Annotated in this window: 18 protein-coding genes; 3 read left to right on the top strand and 15 right to left on the bottom strand. The window is 44.3% G+C overall.

Features of this window, described 5'->3' with window-relative positions:
- Nucleotides 1–10: 10 nt before the first annotated feature.
- A complete protein-coding gene (locus QFZ78_RS13290; RefSeq protein ID WP_307548123.1) occupies nucleotides 11–2,521 on the bottom strand; it encodes a glycoside hydrolase family 2 TIM barrel-domain containing protein in 2,511 nt (836 codons plus the stop codon).
- Between the two features lie 132 nt (nucleotides 2,522–2,653).
- On the opposite strand from QFZ78_RS13290, the gene QFZ78_RS13295 reads away from it, so the two are divergent.
- The gene (locus QFZ78_RS13295) at nucleotides 2,654–3,532 is read left to right on the top strand and encodes a helix-turn-helix domain-containing protein (RefSeq protein ID WP_307548124.1); all 879 of its coding nucleotides are present in this window, start codon (nucleotides 2,654–2,656) and stop codon (nucleotides 3,530–3,532) included.
- A 63-nt stretch (nucleotides 3,533–3,595) separates the two neighbouring features.
- Here the strand turns inward: QFZ78_RS13295 and QFZ78_RS13300 are convergent, their stop codons facing one another.
- Nucleotides 3,596–4,324, bottom strand: coding sequence for a fused MFS/spermidine synthase (locus tag QFZ78_RS13300; protein WP_307548125.1), 729 nt, complete (start codon nucleotides 4,322–4,324; stop codon nucleotides 3,596–3,598).
- A gap of 434 nt (nucleotides 4,325–4,758) precedes the next feature.
- Here QFZ78_RS13300 and QFZ78_RS13305 point away from each other — a divergent pair, with 434 nt between their 5' ends.
- A complete protein-coding gene (locus QFZ78_RS13305) occupies nucleotides 4,759–6,015 on the top strand; it encodes a glycoside hydrolase family 18 protein (RefSeq protein WP_307548126.1) in 1,257 nt (418 codons plus the stop codon).
- A 2-nt stretch (nucleotides 6,016–6,017) separates the two neighbouring features.
- Here the strand turns inward: QFZ78_RS13305 and cdaS are convergent, their stop codons facing one another.
- The 7 genes from cdaS to QFZ78_RS13340 form a co-directional block, all read right to left on the bottom strand.
- Nucleotides 6,018–6,659: a sporulation-specific diadenylate cyclase CdaS gene (gene cdaS / locus QFZ78_RS13310; RefSeq protein WP_307548127.1), complete on the bottom strand. Its 642-nt coding sequence runs from the start codon at nucleotides 6,657–6,659 to the stop codon at nucleotides 6,018–6,020.
- 477 nt (nucleotides 6,660–7,136) lie between these two features.
- The gene (locus tag QFZ78_RS13315; protein ID WP_307548128.1) at nucleotides 7,137–7,502 is read right to left on the bottom strand and encodes a DoxX family protein; all 366 of its coding nucleotides are present in this window, start codon (nucleotides 7,500–7,502) and stop codon (nucleotides 7,137–7,139) included.
- Between the two features lie 38 nt (nucleotides 7,503–7,540).
- Nucleotides 7,541–7,807 carry a VOC family protein gene (locus QFZ78_RS13320; RefSeq protein ID WP_307548129.1) on the bottom strand — a complete coding sequence of 89 codons (267 nt, stop codon included), beginning with the start codon at nucleotides 7,805–7,807 and terminating at the stop codon, nucleotides 7,541–7,543.
- 224 nt (nucleotides 7,808–8,031) lie between these two features.
- Nucleotides 8,032–8,997, bottom strand: a complete 966-nt coding sequence (locus QFZ78_RS13325) for an ROK family protein (RefSeq protein WP_307548130.1) — start codon at nucleotides 8,995–8,997, stop codon at nucleotides 8,032–8,034.
- A 213-nt stretch (nucleotides 8,998–9,210) separates the two neighbouring features.
- Complete coding sequence (locus tag QFZ78_RS13330) at nucleotides 9,211–9,525, bottom strand: hypothetical protein (RefSeq protein ID WP_307548131.1); 315 nt, start codon at nucleotides 9,523–9,525, stop codon at nucleotides 9,211–9,213.
- A gap of 357 nt (nucleotides 9,526–9,882) precedes the next feature.
- A complete protein-coding gene (locus QFZ78_RS13335; RefSeq protein ID WP_307548132.1) occupies nucleotides 9,883–10,362 on the bottom strand; it encodes a CBO0543 family protein in 480 nt (159 codons plus the stop codon).
- Nucleotides 10,363–10,552: 190 nt separating this feature from the next.
- On the bottom strand, nucleotides 10,553–11,425 hold the full coding sequence (locus QFZ78_RS13340; RefSeq protein ID WP_307548133.1) for a hypothetical protein: 873 nt from the start codon (nucleotides 11,423–11,425) through the stop codon (nucleotides 10,553–10,555).
- A gap of 344 nt (nucleotides 11,426–11,769) precedes the next feature.
- On the opposite strand from QFZ78_RS13340, the gene QFZ78_RS13345 reads away from it, so the two are divergent.
- Nucleotides 11,770–11,943: a hypothetical protein gene (locus tag QFZ78_RS13345; RefSeq protein WP_307548134.1), complete on the top strand. Its 174-nt coding sequence runs from the start codon at nucleotides 11,770–11,772 to the stop codon at nucleotides 11,941–11,943.
- Here QFZ78_RS13345 and QFZ78_RS38565 read toward each other — a convergent pair.
- From QFZ78_RS38565 to QFZ78_RS13370, 6 genes are all read right to left on the bottom strand, one after another.
- Nucleotides 11,900–12,190 carry a MerR family transcriptional regulator gene (locus QFZ78_RS38565; protein WP_373461119.1) on the bottom strand — a complete coding sequence of 97 codons (291 nt, stop codon included), beginning with the start codon at nucleotides 12,188–12,190 and terminating at the stop codon, nucleotides 11,900–11,902. The genes QFZ78_RS13345 and QFZ78_RS38565 overlap by 44 nt on opposite strands.
- Before the next feature lie 73 nt (nucleotides 12,191–12,263).
- A complete protein-coding gene (locus QFZ78_RS13350) occupies nucleotides 12,264–13,043 on the bottom strand; it encodes an IucA/IucC family C-terminal-domain containing protein (RefSeq protein ID WP_307548135.1) in 780 nt (259 codons plus the stop codon).
- Between the two features lie 68 nt (nucleotides 13,044–13,111).
- Nucleotides 13,112–13,897: an HpcH/HpaI aldolase family protein gene (locus tag QFZ78_RS13355; protein WP_307548136.1), complete on the bottom strand. Its 786-nt coding sequence runs from the start codon at nucleotides 13,895–13,897 to the stop codon at nucleotides 13,112–13,114.
- 54 nt (nucleotides 13,898–13,951) lie between these two features.
- Nucleotides 13,952–15,145: a type III PLP-dependent enzyme gene (locus QFZ78_RS13360; RefSeq protein ID WP_307548137.1), complete on the bottom strand. Its 1,194-nt coding sequence runs from the start codon at nucleotides 15,143–15,145 to the stop codon at nucleotides 13,952–13,954.
- A 2-nt stretch (nucleotides 15,146–15,147) separates the two neighbouring features.
- Nucleotides 15,148–16,392, bottom strand: a complete 1,245-nt coding sequence (locus QFZ78_RS13365; protein WP_307548138.1) for an MFS transporter — start codon at nucleotides 16,390–16,392, stop codon at nucleotides 15,148–15,150.
- Nucleotides 16,389–18,206, bottom strand: coding sequence for an IucA/IucC family protein (locus QFZ78_RS13370; RefSeq protein ID WP_307548139.1), 1,818 nt, complete (start codon nucleotides 18,204–18,206; stop codon nucleotides 16,389–16,391). The genes QFZ78_RS13365 and QFZ78_RS13370 overlap by 4 nt, the downstream gene beginning before the upstream one ends.
- Nucleotides 18,207–18,226 lie beyond the last annotated feature (20 nt).

Below are 18,226 nucleotides of genomic sequence, written 5' to 3' on the forward strand. Positions count from 1 at the left end.
TCCCTTGGTTTTATTGTAAAGTGATAAAAGCAGTAGCCATGCCTTCACACTTCGCGCTAACGACCGAAGTCGGCAGTTGAGCTACCTTGCCTGCTTTGACAGCAGCCATGGCTGGCCCGCCCGCAGATATGAACGCAGTCTCACCGATGGCAGCCGCACTTCCACCCTGCGGATCGATATAAATCCCCGCACGTCCAGTTGCCAGCTGTACAAGCCGCGAGCCATGGATCGTGCCAAGACCATCAAGCAGCTTGCCATCGCCGCTAAGACCGAAACGAATGAAATGAGAAGCATCCGGGCAAAAAACACCCTTCTCGTCAAACATACGCGCTTCCACATAGATACGACCATCATCCTGCTTTACTGACGTAAGCTGAAGCTCTGTCGGCTCCCCCCATGTCTCTGTCTGGTAATTGAAGGTCAGCTCATCTTTCACGATGATGCCTTCCTTCTCAGCGATAACCTGCACATGGTTCACGCCAGGCTTGAAGGCCGTGTTCCAACGTAGACCCGCACAAGGAAAGTCATTGGAATCTCGCAGTTTTAAGCCTAAACTAACCCCATTAAGGAAAAGCTCCGCCTTAGAGCAATTGGAATAAACCTTTAGGTACTTCTGCTCATCCTCATCACCCCAACGAACTGGCATCGTGTGACCGTAGATGCGCACCATAGGTTCCTTAGACCAATAGGATTGGAAGACATAAAATGCTTCCTTCTTCGTCAAATCACGTTCAACGATTCCCTTCATATTCAAATACGGAATCGGTGAATCCGGACGAACTGGTGTGGCGAAATCCTTGAAGGACCATTGTGCCGCGCCTGTCAGCCAATCCATCCCCTCTTGGCATTTTAAATACCAATCGATCATTTCACAGAAGTAGGTCTCCGACCAATCACCGTCCCGAGAGACTCGCGTTTCGCCACCAGTAAGTAAATAATCCCCATCTCGCTCTTCCGTAGCTCCGTTTCCACGAGGGATATACTCGAAACCCGTGTAAGTTTTCTCTACATGCCGAGTTGGCAAATTATCTGCCCCCCATTCCATATGGAAAAAGGAGTCTACCTGTTCAAAGGCCATCCTGGAGCTTTTCTCGTAGTCGGTGTATATACCTCGATACCACCCAGCCCAAATCGAAGGCGAGTAGACATCAATAATATCTTTGCAAAACTCACATCGCCGTATTGCGGTCAGACGCCCCGCATCCAACTGGTGTGACAGGTCATGAAGCTCTTTCATAAAGCCACGGATTTCTTCTTGGTCAAAATAATCAAAATCGCATTCCCAATCATTTTCATTGCCAAGCCCCCAAAGAATCACGGATGGATGATTGTAATGCTGAGAGATCATCGCGCTTAGCATGTCGCGACATTGCTGCCGGTAAGCTTCGCCCCCTAATCCTCCACGACACCAAGGAATTTCCTCCCAAACCAATATACCGAGCTCATCGCAAAGATTCAGTACAATCCTCGATTGCTGGTAATGCCCGAGTCGAATAAAGTTAGCGCCCATGCGCTTAATCAATTGCATTTCTTCACGAATCATCTCTTCTGTCATTGCAGGCCCAATACCAGCATGATCCTCATGTCGATGTGTACCGCGAAGCAATAACCGCTCACCATTCAGCTTGAAAGGACCTTGCTTCATGAACTCAAAGAAACGAACCCCGAATTTCTCGTTAACCGTAGTCTCTCCATGGACACTCGAAAGTGTCACATTACAACCATACAAGACAGGTTGATCCGTCGACCAGAGCTGAGGGGTATCAAGCTCGAATACCGTTAACTCCTTTTCCCCTTCCCACGGCATGGAGCTCACGTTTGAAACCGCTATCACACGGCCCGTTGGGTCTGTTAATTGGATCGTCAATTGCAGGTTTTCGTTCAAGCCCTTCGGATTATATAACGCAGCACGAACTTTCACTGTACTGGAGGATATCGAATCCGAACCGGAATCCATCGACTTTTGCAGGGCTTGTGTGTCTGTCTCGATATGTACTTTCTCCAGCGATATTGCTGGCACATAGACCAAATTCAGATAGCGATACACACCGCCATATAGGTGGAAATCACTAGCATCTGATGGAATCGTCTCAAGCTCACGGCTGTTATCGCACATGACGGCTACGGAGACTTTACCCACATAGCGTTCAATTTCCCGCGCTCGTGCAGCTGCTTCCGTCATATCAACCGTGAATTCATCATACCCCCCAAGGTGCTCGCCCACCTGCTCGGTATAAACAAATACGCTAGAACGCTGTCCAGCTCCTTCGAAGTGCAAGAGCGTTCGCCCGTTCGGATACGGATTGTTCACCTCCAGCTTTGTGCGATACCAGCCCTGACCTTGATAGTACTTACTGTCAGGGTCCATCGTGTCCAAAGCATTGTAAGAATGCGGTAGCTCGACTTGCTGCCATGGGACATTATAGTGATTTTGGAGCTTATCGCCCCGCCATACCTCCCACACGCCTCCTAGACTCCCACAGTAATGCTCCCAATTCTGAATCAACCGTTGACCAAGCAATGTCTATCACTCCCACCGAAATTCTTGCCCTCAGTATAGCAAAAATCAATCGAACAGAGTGTAGTGCTCTTATGGTAAAATGTTGTTGTATTATGATTTAACATATGAGAGAAGATGGGAGTCATTTGGACCATGAAGGTAATGAATTACTTGAACCTTAATCAACACCCTGCACATCTTCAATTTTACCGAAATCGGACAAATGCATTTGCTGAAATCTATCATGCGCATCAAGGTATGGAAATCCTTATTGTCCACGAAGGCACTGGTACTGTCGTTGTGGAACAACAAATTTTCGACCTGGCTCCTGGCATGCTCTTTTACTTCAGACCTTTCCAACTACATCGGATTCGCATGAACGAACTAGCCCAGCAAGCGTACATCCGATCTTTTTTCGTATTCGAACCTGCGCTGCTTGATGGCTGTTTGACGGCATTCCCTTCTACACGTGAATTTTTCCAGAAACTTTGGAAAGACCCCCTGTCTATTCAAAAGATAAGCGGATTAGACACGGAGGCTCTGCATAACTTGCTCCAAGCACACCAACATACAATTGAGCATGCCAAACCGGAACATTTGCTGGAAGAGCAATTGTTCTTCTTGACCAACCTGATGCATCATTTGAAAACTTCCTATCCAATAACCGGGTACAACCTATCCACGGAACGCAGTTCCAAAGTAAAGTCCTCATCCATTGCTGAGAAGGTCATGGAATGGATTGAAATCCATTACATGGAGCCCTTTGAGCTTAATCAACTCGCACAGGCCATTCACTTATCGCCAAATCACATTTCCGCGGTCTTTAAGCAAATCGTAGGCAGCAGCATTACGGAATATTTGACCGCGAGACGCATTCGTCAAGCCTGCTTATTGCTTAAAACAAGTGACATCTCTATACAGGGAATCGGGCAGGCTGTAGGTCTGGGGAACTTCTCTTATTTTTGCCAAATGTTCAAAAAACACGTGGGATTGACCCCCCATCAGTTTAAACGGGCGTCAGACCAACCATGAAAGATTCATATATTAAAAACAGCAAGAAAAAAAGAGGACTATCCCACAGCCCTCTTTTTTTCCTTAGCGCGCTACGGCGCTTTTCTGATCAAGATGATAATATTTATATAACCTCAGGTTTTTCAAGCTATTGGGTAAGGCTTGATTTTTTGATTCAAGAACTTCTGACGGCAATTTAAACAATGTTGAAAGGTTTTTGGGGAGTGTTTGGTTGGGAACAGGAACTTTCTTTCTGCCAGGGATAAAGTTTTTAAACGAAGCGATTTGGAAGCCCCAGTCTCCGAAAGATGGGACATAAACAAAATAGCTTTTCGTTTTCATGCTTATGCTTTTCAACGTATGATGAATACTCCAATATACGCGCGGCATATCTTCAGTTGAATTAGATTGGATGACAATCATGCCGCCTGGAGCAAGCGATTTGACTACACGTTTAAAAAAATCTTTTGTGTACAGCTTACTAATCATTTTGTCTGATGGATCGGGAAAATCAACGATAATCACTTGATAGGATTTGGAAGTAGGGAAAAATAATTTTGCATCCATTTGATGAACCTTTACACGTTTATCAAATAATGAACGATGATTTAATGTAGATATAGGCTTTCTTTTGGCTACTTTGATAATTTGGGGATCCAACTCAACCAGATCAACCGTTTTTACATCCTTGTATTTAAGCACTTCTCTTACTGCGAATCCATCGCCACCCCCTAATATCAAAACATTACGGCGATTAGGCGACATCGTCATTGCCGGGTGAACAAGTGCCTCGTGATAAAAGCGTTCATCCAATGAACTGAATTGCAGCTGCTTATCCAAATACAACCGTACATCTTTCGCTTCGAGCAGGATGATGTTTTGAAACCGACTTTTACCTTTATATATGATTTTAGGTTTCCTTTGCAATAAATGCTTTAGTGTGTACTGATCCCATATATCCCCCCGCATTTGAATAGAGGTCGTTTTTTTAGGTATCAACTTTTTAATCTTACTTGTAGTCTTTGCTATTTTTTGCAATGATTTCACCTCACATAATAATTACTGTCTCCTTGAATTTTCCAAGCAAATTAAAATTATGATATGCCATAATTTTCAAGAAAGTGTGGGCTGCGGTTCTCCTCGAATGGCCTAGCGTGCCAGTACGATGCAGCTGTTCTGAAACATGCTCACTAACGAATATCTATGAAAGGAAGTATCTTTGCTCAGCTGGGGGGAATAAATTTCATATGTTTATTTATACTGTAAAAAATGGAGATTCTCTTTTTTCTATTGCTTCACAATTTCAATTTCCCCTCGATAAAATTCGTGAAATAAACGGCTTGATCGATCCAACACTAGTTCCTGGTCAAGCTTTGATAGTTCCATCAACTGTTTATATTGTTCAGCCCGGAGATTCGCTCTACGAGATATCCCAGATGAGTTTTCTATCCGTGGATACCCTTCGTAAAGCAAACGGGCTTCAAAGCGATATATTATCTATAGGCATGAAGCTGTACCTACCAGCGCGAATCAAATATCCGGAAGAAGGTTTGAGTTATTTCATTCCTGCTACACCTGAACAAATTGAAATGACTACCCGTAACTTCTCACCATACAATGCCTACTTTGGCATTTTTGAATATCACATTACCGCGGAAGGGAACTTGAGCACTCTAAATAACGATGAATTAGCCGTAAGAGCTTCGCGGAAACATAGAGTTGCTCCACTGGCGACAATTACAAATTTAACTCCGGAAGGGTTCAGTCCCAATGTGACAAGACAAGTACTTAACTCTCCTGAATTAAGGAACCGTTTAATTAACAATATTTATAATTTAGTGAAATCAAAAAATTATGCTGGCGTTAATATTGATTTTGAGCAGATTCGTACAGGGGAAAGGGACTTGTATACCGGTTTTTTACGCTCATTGAACGATCGTTTGAATCCGGAGGGATTCTTGACATCGGTCGCCCTTCATGTAAAAAAAAGCGATAGCGATTATCCTGGTTATGATTACGGAGGGATCGGTGCTGTCGTGGATTTCGTTTTCATAATGGCCTATGATTGGCATGAAACGCATTCTGGTCCTGGACCTGTCGCCCCAATCGATGAGATACGTAAAACCCTCGATTATGCCGTGCAGCGCATGCCTCGGAACAAAATTATTCTAGGGGTACCCAGGTATGGGTATGACTGGACGATGGATAATGGAAATGTACTCAACGCTAAAGCTGTTTCCGTTACTGCAGCTACCGAAACAGCTATGAAGTATGAAGTGCCGATTCAATATTCTATTCAGCATCAACAACCCTATTTTACATATTGGGACGAGAACGGTAAGAGACACAGCGTGTGGTTTGAAGATGCGCGAGCCCGTGCAGCAAAATTTCAAATAGTTGTCGATTATCGTCTTAAGGGTGTAGGGGCGTGGCAGCTCGGTTTGAATTTCCCGCAATCCGTTTTCTTAGTGGGACAGTTTTTTTATCAGAAAAGAGTGATTTGAATCTATCGCTCAGTTATCGGCTGGACCATTGTATCCAAAGAATTAATGGGGTGCAGGACTCCCTTATAGGCAAAGGAAGCATTGCCGGTTTCCTCTGAAACGACGAGTACAAGAGCATCGGTTCGTTCTGTCAAGCCTATCGCGGCACGGTGTCTTGTCCCCAGTTTTTTGTCAACCGTTATATTAGATACTGGTAAAACATTCGCAGCCGAAACGATTCGATCGGATTGAATCAATAGAGCCCCATCATGCAGCGGGTTGCCAGGGTAAAAAATGGCTTCCAATAACGAGTAAGTCAACGTTGCTTCCAACCTAATGCCTGAGTGCATAAACATATCCAGCAGATCGTTCCTCTGGATCACGATCAAAGCACCATGTCGGCGTTCCGACAGATGCTGAATACAAATGGACAAGTCTAAATAATGGGTCGTGAAAGAGGATAAATAGCATTGCAGATAAAAGGAAGCCGCTGTGGATTCGACTTGTTTAAAGGCTTCTCGAATATCGTCAAATCGACTTAAAAGACAGTTATTTTCATCATTATCTAAGGTATCCAAGCTGCATTGAATTTCAGCGGAGATGTGGCGCAGCTGTTGCTTCAACTGTTCTTTCATCGGGGATATATCACAATTTTCTTGCTGCACTCGTTACACCTCAGAACTTCATATTATATTCACGAATAAGTTGATCAACCTTCCGTATTCCTATGAATTAATATGTACATCCTTCCTTATATGTATTACTTTAATCGGCATTCTGAAATAATTCTAAAAAAAGAGGACCCACAGCAATATGCTGCGGGTCTTCGTTTACATATATCTTCACAATCATTTCCATTCGGGACTACATCTCAATCAGAAACAATTCTTCCAAATCCTTATCTAGCAAATCACTCAAAAAACAATTACCTACAACCTGAACGGGCAGTATTCCAGCTTAACCGGAATGGTAGGTCAACTGTCTCTGAATGCCGTCTCCTTTACACCGGAGGGTTCTTCTGCGTTGTATTCCAAGTTCTTCGCGCGTTCCATGGCCTTCGCCGGGGCAGTCGTGGCTCGGCTCCTCTTGTCCCCTTCGGGTTCAGTTTCACGATGCGGTAGGATTCATTTTCATATGCTTTCTTAAGAAAAGGGAAGTATCAGACCCGCATTAACGATGGTTAGAATGATGATTAACGAAGTAAACATGAGGGCCGGTGCCGTTTTGCCAATCGGGTCTTTGACCCTGAAATGCGCGAGGCACGCCAGTAACATCGTAATTCCAAGCCAAATGCAAGCCCACGTGACCGCCTCTGAATACCAGTAGCCGATGATGAGTATAGCGGCACCGACTAACTGGACGACGCCTGTGACGACACGAAACGACTGTGGTATTCCAAGATTGTTGAAAATATCGACCCAATATTTGGCCCCTAAGGTCTTTGCAGTGCCTGAAAATACATAGTATAAGGCCAGCAAGCTTTGAAGAACGATGAAAAGAACAGTCATTAGGATTTCCTCCCTTTATTTTAAGTAACAGTGATTGATCACTGGTGTCCTCTTGTGAGAATTCGGAACGTGACGCCAAATTTATCCGTTACATTGCCGTAAGCGGGGCTGAAAAAACTTGCCTGCAGCGGCTCATTTACTTGACCGCCCTGCTTCAGTGCTTCAAAATATTGGGTAGCTTTGTCTTTGTCATTGGTTTGAACAACTATGGTCACTTGCGTTCCCTTCTGGTAGCTGCTGCCGGTAACATTGTCGGTGAGCTGAAGCTCCGATTCGCCGATTTTCAAGATGGCGTAGCCTATCAAATCTTTCTTTTCTGGAGGTCGATCTTGTTATGAAGCTATCGTTTTCCGTTAGCGCCGAAGGGATCACCCAATTACTTCCATAACCATGACCCGTATTTGGCGATACCTTCGCCTATTCTTCTTTCTCCCAGAAGCAGCAAAAAAGATGTGACCGCATGGATTGCAGTTACATCTTTTGTCTCGTTCATCGCTTAGGCTACATAATCCCCATCGATGAAACTCGCTTATGAAGGCATCTTATTGTTCGCATATGCGGCTGCGCCGATCATACCAGCTTGTCCACCTAATTTCGCTTGTTCTATCTTACAAGCATGGGAAGAAAGCTTTAATGCATGATTTCGGGCAGTATCACGTACTGAATTTAGCAAGCGATCACCAGCCGCCGACATTCCACCACCAACTATAATTACTTCTGGATTTAATAGGTTGATTACATTCGAAAGACCAAATCCAAGAATTTTTCCTGTTTCATGCATAACCTCAATTGCAAGAGAATCTCCCAGATCGTATGCCTTTGAAATCATTTGGGCAGTAATTGCCGTCCGATCGTCTCCCACCCATTGCAATACGGCACTTGACCGACCTTCCTCAAGCTTGTCTGTAAAGGTTTTGACCATTCCTATCGCAGACACGTATCTCCCTAGACAGCCTGAGCTTCCACGACAAGGACGACCTTCCCGGTACATATTCATATGCCCAATTTCGCCCGCGCTAGATGTTGTACCGTAGAAAACCTTTCCATCATTTATAATACCCGACCCTAAACCGGTACCTAACGTTATCAATACCAAGTTTTTGTAACCAACGCCTGCACCAAACAGCCATTCACCGTACATATTTACCCGCACATCATTGTCGATAAAAACAGGAAAGTCAAAATTACTTTTCATTTGATTCACAACATGAATATTTTCCCAATCTGGAAAGTTTGGTGAAAATATGGATAGACCTTCATCTGGATTAAGTAAACCAGGGATTCCCATACCCATGCACTTAATAGAAGTTTGATTGATTCCTTCGAACAACATCATCTTTTGAACAATTTCTTTAATTCTGTTTAACACATAAGTAGGTCCTTTTGCTGCTTCCGTGGGGTCACTTCTTTCGTGAATTTTTTGAAACTCCGTGTTGAAAATTGCAGACTTAATATTTGTTCCACCAAGGTCAATTCCAATCATATATTTACTCATAACAATCTCCGTCCTCATATATATATTCAAATATTGTAAATTACTTGATTATTAAAATGAATGGACTTTTGAGACTATTATTATGGAAATTTATCACTAAAAAAGCCGCAATATAAGCGGCATGTAATGGGATAATATTCTTTTCATCTGACAGATGGGATGATCTCAGTCCTGTCTTTCGCAATCATGAAGCTTATCATCGAGTTGATCTCTTTATTGAAGAAAGGAATCGTTTCTAAGCCAAGACCCACCTTCATCAGTGCTTCGGTAACACATCGTTGCAGCTTGGAGTGCTCCCTTTGCCGCTTCCTCTATCGAATTATAACGGTTTTCCATTGCAACAAGAGGTCCGGCATTGTCTGCACCTCTATAATAATGACTGAGCTCATAAAAGTAACTGCTCTCCCGATTTTTGAGAATGTGAATTCCAATATATATGCCATCTATTCTTGCTTTTAAACATTGTACGACTTCGTGAACGGATTCAATATCTGCATGGACATTCTCGAGCTCAGATAAATTTAACATGCTTTATGCCTCCATGTCATCGTTCATAATAAGATAATCGATCCACTTCAAATCAAGGTATCGAGGATAGTTTATCCAGATTACTGAAATCGATTCAATTTCAGAGGTCAGCTTCCTTCTCCTATTTATTGAACTCTCGTTCCTCTTAGCGCAACGAGGCGACCGTATTTTTGTTATCCTGGAACTTTAGAGTGATTTAAACAACTCTCCTTCTTTTCTTCACCTGTGTTTCCACGAGATGGTCCTTTTTTCAGTATTCAAACTTCGACTGACCAATTGGTCTGCGTTTAACGGGTTAAAGCGGTTTGTATGTTACCACTGTATACGAAAATTTCCCATCAAAAAAAACTTAGTCAGCTAGTCAGTCGAGTTGTTTGTCATCCACTTCCGATAGATTCTTACATGGATAATTAACATGTAATATATAAAAGGGTAGATTAAAAATGAATAAAATAAGTTCCATTTAATATGCCACAAAATACCGACCACTAAAGTTAACCACTCGTACAGAGTAGAAAAAATGGCCCAGCCCATAAGGTAAGTAAATTTTTTCCACCTAGAAGATGCGTAAGGATACCAATTAATAATCATAGCTGCTGCTGCTGGATAAATTCCTAACACTATTAACAGTGCACTAAACTCTACTTTTTCCACCTCGAAAAAACCCCATGCTTTAAAATGAAAGCTTGCATAACCATCAGCTATTGAACACGCAACAAGCGCAAAAAGTACTGTTGAATATAATTCAGAATAGCTCAAGCGTTTACGCATAAAAAATGATGTGGTGTTAAAAAGTAAAATTGTAATAATTAATACAATCCACTTCAGATAGACCATCCCCTTCTTCAATTAGTATTGGCGTAGGGGTAGGGAATTAATTCCTCATATTTAAGCTTATCTTCCTGATTCTCAAACTTCTGAATCATTTCCCATGATGATCATATCCATTGTTAGAATCTGTCCTTGTAGGCTCGGTTTCACGAAGGGTCAACTCTGAAGATTCTTCAAAGCTTCATATTGGACATCCTTATGTGTTGCCTTTTTGCCGCCTTTTTTGTTCGTAGGATAACTCCCAACGGTCGTACAGCAATACGAGGAAAACTGGCACGACATACCGCAAAGCCATTAAAACATGGTTCCAACGATGGTAGATGAGCCACCCTTTATAATGAGAGTAGTACGCGAATGAGATTCCCAAACACGCGATGGCCGCGAAAACAACATATTTTAGCCGGCGTGGAAACATTGGAATGAAAAGCACGCATAACCATGTCAGAACATCACCTGAAACAAGATCGGTAAACCGGCAATCGGCCATACGGTCCGCAAACACTCCCGGTCTGTATTGATACATCTTAAGAAGCGGCTCTGCAAAAAGGGCGCCTATCCACATGATGATCGTGTGAGAAAAGCAGAGCAGTCGAACCCTATAAGGTAAGGGCGGATCGTAGGTGGCAAGACGCGGTGCCAGGTAGGCTCCGACGCGGAAGCCGACCACATAAAATGCGGCGGAATAAGCCAAGTTCCAGTGAATGTATTTCATATACCCGGTTTCCAGGTAAATCCACTCCAGGAGTATAAACAGAGCTGCAAATAAGAGAGAGATCGCCCAAGGGCGGTTGCTTTTTCTCGCGAAGTAAACAAATATTATGAAAGCGACAGGCAGTATCAACGTATCGGCAAAAATAATGCCCAGCTCATTTTCGTCCACCGGATTTTTCGCCAAATGGGTTGGAAATTTGTACAGATTAAGCAGCAGATTTAAAGATACCTCGAGCATATCTGCGCAAAATACGGCGATCGAGTAGGAAGCGAGAAGCGTATGCCAGGAAAGTTTCTTTTTCCGAAGAAGCGCTATCATCCAAACGACAAAAACAGCCAGATTGATAATATAAAGCATCTTGATGCCACTCCCGATCTGCAAAATGATTTTTCTAGTATTCGTCTGGGGATGAACATTTATGTAGTTAGGGAACTTGGCCAGCAATCTCATCTATAACAATCCCCGGGCCTGCGTTTCCAGTACCCGGGGATTGTTTAAGTTACGGCAGCGACGGCGCAGCGCTAAGCACGATGTGCGCGACCGTTAATTTAGAGATGGATAAAGTGAACATGTTGCCAAGATAATTCCGCTATTACCAAACACAATCTACTATTCTGAATAATATAAATCATTTATAAGAGGTGAGATTTTAACAAATATAATGGAAGCTGTTACAAGTTTTTTTAAGACATTTACCGACGATGAGCCAAAACCTCCTCTATGTCGGTGACGTTATGGATGTATGGAAATATCTTGTATTTATTGAGCAGGCTATCGTCCTCGAACAAGTTGGAAGGAATACGACTACGGACCCAGATCTTCTCGATTTACTTAATGAAGCCATTGCCTTATGTGGATCACATTCGGGACTCTAACAAAGAAAATAGGATGATCCATTTCGGACCAGCCTATTTCTTCGTTACATATCGAAATATCTGCAGTATCCAGCTCGTTGTACAATAGATGGTCGAAAAACCGGTACCAATTCCCCTCCCTTCGTGGAATTCGGAGCAGCCCGGCTTTTTCCCAGTGGCGGATGGTCGTAATCGGAATACCGGTTTTCTCGGAGACCTCACAGATCCCCGTTGAGCGACTGGTCCATTGAGAAGAATTCCTATGAATTTATCATGGCCTTGTCGGGAATGAGATAAAAAAAACCGCAATTTAAGCGGATTGTAATGGGGTAATGTTCTTGTCACCCGATATCATGTACGGCTAAGTACTTCTCGATGCGCCGCTCATCAGTAATTAGCGGACATGTGTAGCAGTAGCGGTCTCCGCCTGGCAGACAGTAATTCAAACAACACTTTTCACGCAGCAAAATATGCCGATCGTTATAACAAGGAACTATAACTTGACGAAAACTGTGTATAAGCGGATTTACCGTTTTCTCTCGGAACCACAGGTGATTCGCTTCTTCCATCATAAAGCGGTAATCTTCTTCAATTCGTTCTCTTAACCACAGTGACTGAGCTTGATGAATCCATTCCTCTTTCCAGTATGTGAGATTGTACGATAACGTTGCCCATAAATTGGATTCCTGTATGCCAGTGTACCTCTCTGTCCGTTCAAAGACACGGCATACGTTGTCCGAAAACAAATGCCGGAAGTAGAGTTCTCTTCTCTGTTCACGTGTTTGCAGTTGTTGAAGCTGTTGAAATTCACCGGAATCTACAATCCGATAATGAATCCCTTCCTCTCCAACGACAACCCTTACGTTTGGCAACGACAGGTCGAGGCCGTATTGGTGATGCATATATGTATGGACAGCGCCGGCAATTAACGAGCAGTACCTTTTGGCAAATAACGAACCGGTCACCTTCGGGGCAGGTGATTTCATGAAATCCCCAAAATCCTCCATGAGGTGAACAAACTCGATCTCATCCTCCAAACAGGAACCGGATTCAGGATTACTGCCGCTTCCGAAGACGATGTTATGGCTATTATGCAAAACGATTGAATCAAAGGGGAGCATATTCACAATCTCCTGATCAAATAAGATAAAACTCTCATTGATTATGATAATCGTTATCAATTAAGATGTCAAATAATCTTAATTTTCATTTCCTTCACATATTTGTTTAAGTGGTCTTGAAGCGCCCGAAAAGCAATGCCTCTCTCGTCACCGAGCACATAAGCTTTAACATCCGATTCTCGCCACTCATCCATTTCGTCAAGTTTTCGGGGAATTGCACAAAATGGGATGTCCTTCTTAACCGCTGAGGAACAGACGGTTCGCACTGCTTTTCTCACAACTTCATGTTGTGTTTGCCAGGGTACTCCGTACGATTGCGAAAGATCGGCCGTACCTACCATAATCATATCTATACCTTCGACACTTACAATTTCCTCAATCCGTTCAACGCCTTGTTTGCTTTCTATCATCGGGATCACCATGATTTCATCATTGGCTCTACTCATATACGCGAGAAGACTGTTTTTACCGAACGCACCTGGGCGTCCGCCGTTTAAACTCCGTTCCCCTTGCGGGAAATAACGGCTCGCTTTCACAATAAATTCTGCCTGTTCTATACTTTCAATATGCGGAACGACGATACCGTAAGCACCGCCGTCCAAAGCACGAAGAATCGCTCCGGCATCAGCCTCCGGTACTCTGACCAAAGCGGTCAGATCAACAGCTTCCGCCGCACGAATCATATGCTCTATAGTCTCGGGATTGATCAGTACGTGTTCTGTGTCAATAATGACGAAATCATAACCGGCTAAACCGATCATTTCTACCACAACTGGCGAAGGGATGGAACAGAACAGCCCGAATACTTCCTTTCCTTCCCGCAATTTTTGTTTCAGACGATTAGTTCGAAGCATAGTGGCCCTCCTTAGAGCTTTCCGTAGGAAAGCTTTCTACGTAAGCATGGACATTTACTCGATAAATATATGATCCGGATGCTTAAGACTGCTAAAATCATGAGCGGAAATCGACCACCCGTATGCCCCTGCATAAGTAAAGACGATGACATCCCCTATGCGTACATTTGGAACGAACACGTCACGCGCCAAGACGTCCTTGTGGCTGTTCATCCTGCCGACAATCGTGACAGGGGAATTCTGAGTCCCTCCCCGCGGAAATGGATACGACCAACGATCGATCGACAAAACTTCAAACGGATGATTGTGCTTCCAAGCCCCAGGGAGCAGAAAATGATGCAACCCGCCTGCAATTACAACAAATGTAGTTCCCTCTTTCTCCCTGATATCCAATACTTCAACAGCGTAATATCCGCAGGAGGCGACGGAATACCGGCCGCACTCGAACAGAATGGAAGTCGGTATGTCTGCCGCTATGCCGTTTAGTTGCTGCACCAATTGCGAAGTAAAAGAGGTGGCTAAGAACTGTTTATCTATTCGTTCATAATTAACGCCAATGCCCCCGCCCACATTTAAAATGGTCACATTCAACCTGTATTTTCGTTTCCAGAATTGAAATCGGTCAAGATAATACGCGATCAATTCCGCGTGCTTACAGTCATCAAGGTTATTGGATAAAGAATGCAAATGAAAACCTTTTAACCTGAGCTGGGGGAATTTTCGGATAAACTCGAAAGCCTCGTCTATTTGGCTTTCATCAACTCCGAATTGCGTAGGCACTCCCGCCATCTGCAGTGTCCCGACGGGTAAAGGCCCCTTTAGATTTACTCGTAATAAGATATCCACCTTGGTTTGGCGTCTCAAAGCAATCCATGCGAGCCGTTCTACTTCATGGAAACTTTCAACATGAATCAAACTTACTTCCTGATCAATAGCCCCTTCGAGTTCTCCATCAGTTTTACCCGGACCGCCGAAAATAATAGGAATATCCTTATCTACAGCTCTTACTTTGCAAACCTCTCCTATAGAGGCAACTTCAAATCCGTCAACAATCGGCGCTAATGCTTTCAAAATGGCTGCCTCTGAATTGGCTTTGATCGCATAATAAAAACGATAAGGGGGAGGCAATTGGCTCTTCCATTTGCGCACATGCTCTTGTAAGCGCTCGAGATCGTATAAGAATGCGCAAACCGGAAGCTGCGGATGATAATCTTTCAATTGGTGAATGTGTTTCACGATCCGTTCCATACTTACTCCTTTACTATTTTTCCATTTACAGGGCTGCGTGCGGAGATCGGCGGAATGTCTCTATGACTCCGAATAACCATTGCAGCAATAATAAAAACAAATCCAAAACCGGCCATCGTCATCTCCAGATTCGCAAATCTGCCTAACCAAGCTGCACTCATTCCTCCCGATATTTGTCCAACAACTAACACACTGCTTGTCAGACCCATTCGAAATCCGCGATTTTCCTCCAAAGATGCTCTTGAAACTACGAAAAAGACAGACTGGATTAATGCGCTGAAGCAAAATCCTTGAACCAATCGCAGAACTAAGATCCATTCGATCTGATTGCATAACGGCTGGAGCATAATCGAAACACCGCAGCCAAGCGATGCCCAGAAGAAGTTCTTTTCCACAGGATATCCGTCATTTCGCCTGCCCCACCAAGAAGAACTTAACCAGCCTGCGCCCCATGTTAGCGCTTGACTCACACCAACCCACGCGGCGGCATTCTCCGGAAGAACAATTCCTTCCAGAAACTGGGCAAATACGATAACGAGTCCATACACACCCACATTTGCGCACAAGCCTACAAACAGGAAAGATCTGATTTTACGGTGAACCAGTAAGTCTGTTAAGGATTGAAGCAAGTTACGGCCGCTATATCCGGTTGCATGCTGAACACGATGTCCGCGATCCTCACGAAGGAATGCCATAATTAGAAGGGACAAAAGGATCAGCAAGCCTCCCATCGTCAACAATACCGCTTGAAACCCTAACATGCCGACGAGCAATCCGCCAATGAGCGGTCCGGCCAACGAGCCGGCGGCGACGGCACCCTCCAGCTTGCCGAATACTTTGCCGCGAACGGCTTCCGGCGCTTGAGAACCTACAAAAGCTGCACCTGCGTCGACGACTCCGCCAAACGCTCCTTGAAACAGACGAACGATTAATAATTGAAGGGGGGTTTGAACGAACCCCATTAGAATTAATGCGCCCGATAAACCGATCAGAGCCCGGACAACCATCCGCTTTCTTCCCCATCGGTCCCCTAACCTTCCCCACAACGGCGCTGCAACCATATAGGAAACTGCCGGTGCGGAGAGCGCAAGGCCGCTCCAGAACAAATTATCGGATGTTTCCGAAACCCCTAAATCCTTCATATAAAAAGGCAATAAAGGCACAATCATGGTCAGGCTTACCACAGAGAGAAAATGCCCGCTCCAGAGCATGCGAAAATTGAGCTTCCACCGGTTTTCGTCCATCATCGCATCAGCTCTCCAACGATCAGGAACGGATTGGTCAATGTGCCTTTGCCTGACGGCATACTGCCGACCGCACCACCCTGCTGTTCGAGCAAAGGGGTTATGCACAATTTGTAAGGCCAAGTTTCCCTGTGAAAAAGGATATCCTCGATCAAGATGCGCTGCGGCTCAGTAAAGCCCGCTCCCTTTACATGAAATTCTAAACTTTCTTTCAACACATCCCATAAATCCCATTCGGAAATGCGATATCGCTGAGAACATGCATCCATAATCGAACACAGATTTACCTGTATACCAAGAGACTGTAAGTAAAATAACAACTCCTCAGGTGTGCTGTTGTATAACGAATTTGCGCGGTTGGCATTGACGATATAGCCAGGATCTTGAAGCCCAGCCTGGGTTACCCAAGGAAGATAAAGTCTGGTTGTATCCAAATCACGCAATAATAAGCCTTCAATTCGACCGTGCTTGATAACGAGCATGACATTTTGCCCGTGAATTTCCGGTAATATGCCGCAGCGCAGGAGACGTAATACAACACAGAAAAAACGATCGCATACCTGTTTAAAGAAAGTGACGATTTGATCTTTCTCGACATCCCCTTGATTCACCAATAAATCATCCAAGATATGAAACGTTCTCTCGGGATCAACGACTGCAAAAGCGGACATCGGTAAACATTGTACCGAATCATCCGCCATGAACGTTTGCGGATAATTTCGGATCAAACAGGAAAGATGGCGCGGGCGATCATCGAAGAAGTCAGCTTCATGCGGATGATAAGCCCACCATTTCGTCTCATCACACAGGTGCAGGCGTTCTGCAAGATGAGGATCCGAACGCTTTGCTTCCTCCAATAAACGTTGGGCCTTCTCTCCGTTAATCATGTACAAAGCCGGTAAATACCGCACCGCACCAAGCGAAACAATACCTAACGGAAGCTTCAAGTGATCTTCGCCGCCATGCATAGGAGCAAGGGAGCGTACCGAGGATGTCGGCACGTAGTCACCGATTTGTACAGGTAAGGGCACACATATTTGATTGCTGAACTCCTGACCAAACTCTCGTAATAATACGGATTTCATTTGCCATGGATGTACCGGGAAAGCGACGTAGTCATTTCTGGAAATTCCGCATCGTTCCATTGCCCCCGTTATCTGTTCTTGCTCATTTGGCGATAGCAGATAACCATCTGGCGATTGCTCAGGAACGGTCTGTCCGCTTAACACATAATCCCGCCTTACCGCCACCCACTTCATGGTGAGCGTTTGATGAAATTCTGCGCCATACGTACGGTATTCCTCCGCATCCCAGCCTCTTTTTATTCTTGACGTAGGGTGAAAGGGGCGGTCACGGAATGATGACCACTGCTCCGCATCAATGAAACGGGACAGAGCTGGCCGGCGATTCGACACATAGTTTCGATACGCTTCCATAGACAAACTAGTTTGTTCCTCAGCCAGCTGAAGATCCGCGATAAACGGCTCCAAATTTGGATAGGAGATCCCCTTTTTTTCGGCAGCGAGCGAGCTGAGCAACCACATTAACGTTGGTGGATCAAGATGCCTTGTTTGTGTGTTTCCGTTGTTATCCCGATCAACCTCAATCACTTCCCACGAACCTAATTGGTAGGGAAGGAGGCAAGTAGAAACGGCAGGAAATACAATATAATGATGCTCCGATTCCAATGGAATTTTGATAAAACATACGTCTCCCCGATCCAAATGATCAAATACGGATATCGTAAAAGGAGCCGTTCTCATGATTTCCATCTTTTCCAGAATGCCAAACACATTTTCCGCTAATATCGCATTCATCAAGTCTATTCCTATTTGTC

Source organism: Paenibacillus sp. V4I5 (assembly GCF_030817255.1).
In the GTDB taxonomy this organism is placed as follows: domain Bacteria; phylum Bacillota; class Bacilli; order Paenibacillales; family NBRC-103111; genus Paenibacillus_E.

Excerpts from the sequence above, each read along its gene's own strand:
- QFZ78_RS13295 (WP_307548124.1), top strand. The coding sequence starts at position 2,654 with ATGAAGGTAATGAATTACTTGAACCTTAATCAACACCCTGCACATCTT.
- QFZ78_RS13305 (WP_307548126.1), top strand. The coding sequence starts at position 4,759 with ATGTTTATTTATACTGTAAAAAATGGAGATTCTCTTTTTTCTATTGCT.
- QFZ78_RS13315 (WP_307548128.1), bottom strand. The coding sequence starts at position 7,502 with ATGACTGTTCTTTTCATCGTTCTTCAAAGCTTGCTGGCCTTATACTAT.
- QFZ78_RS13325 (WP_307548130.1), bottom strand. The coding sequence starts at position 8,997 with ATGAGTAAATATATGATTGGAATTGACCTTGGTGGAACAAATATTAAG.
- QFZ78_RS13330 (WP_307548131.1), bottom strand. The coding sequence starts at position 9,525 with ATGTTAAATTTATCTGAGCTCGAGAATGTCCATGCAGATATTGAATCC.
- QFZ78_RS13335 (WP_307548132.1), bottom strand. The coding sequence starts at position 10,362 with ATGGTCTATCTGAAGTGGATTGTATTAATTATTACAATTTTACTTTTT.
- QFZ78_RS13340 (WP_307548133.1), bottom strand. The coding sequence starts at position 11,425 with ATGCTTTATATTATCAATCTGGCTGTTTTTGTCGTTTGGATGATAGCG.
- QFZ78_RS13345 (WP_307548134.1), top strand. The coding sequence starts at position 11,770 with ATGAGCCAAAACCTCCTCTATGTCGGTGACGTTATGGATGTATGGAAA.
- QFZ78_RS13350 (WP_307548135.1), bottom strand. The coding sequence starts at position 13,043 with ATGCTCCCCTTTGATTCAATCGTTTTGCATAATAGCCATAACATCGTC.
- QFZ78_RS13355 (WP_307548136.1), bottom strand. The coding sequence starts at position 13,897 with ATGCTTCGAACTAATCGTCTGAAACAAAAATTGCGGGAAGGAAAGGAA.
- QFZ78_RS13360 (WP_307548137.1), bottom strand. The coding sequence starts at position 15,145 with ATGGAACGGATCGTGAAACACATTCACCAATTGAAAGATTATCATCCG.
- QFZ78_RS13365 (WP_307548138.1), bottom strand. The coding sequence starts at position 16,392 with ATGATGGACGAAAACCGGTGGAAGCTCAATTTTCGCATGCTCTGGAGC.
- QFZ78_RS13370 (WP_307548139.1), bottom strand. The coding sequence starts at position 18,206 with ATGAATGCGATATTAGCGGAAAATGTGTTTGGCATTCTGGAAAAGATG.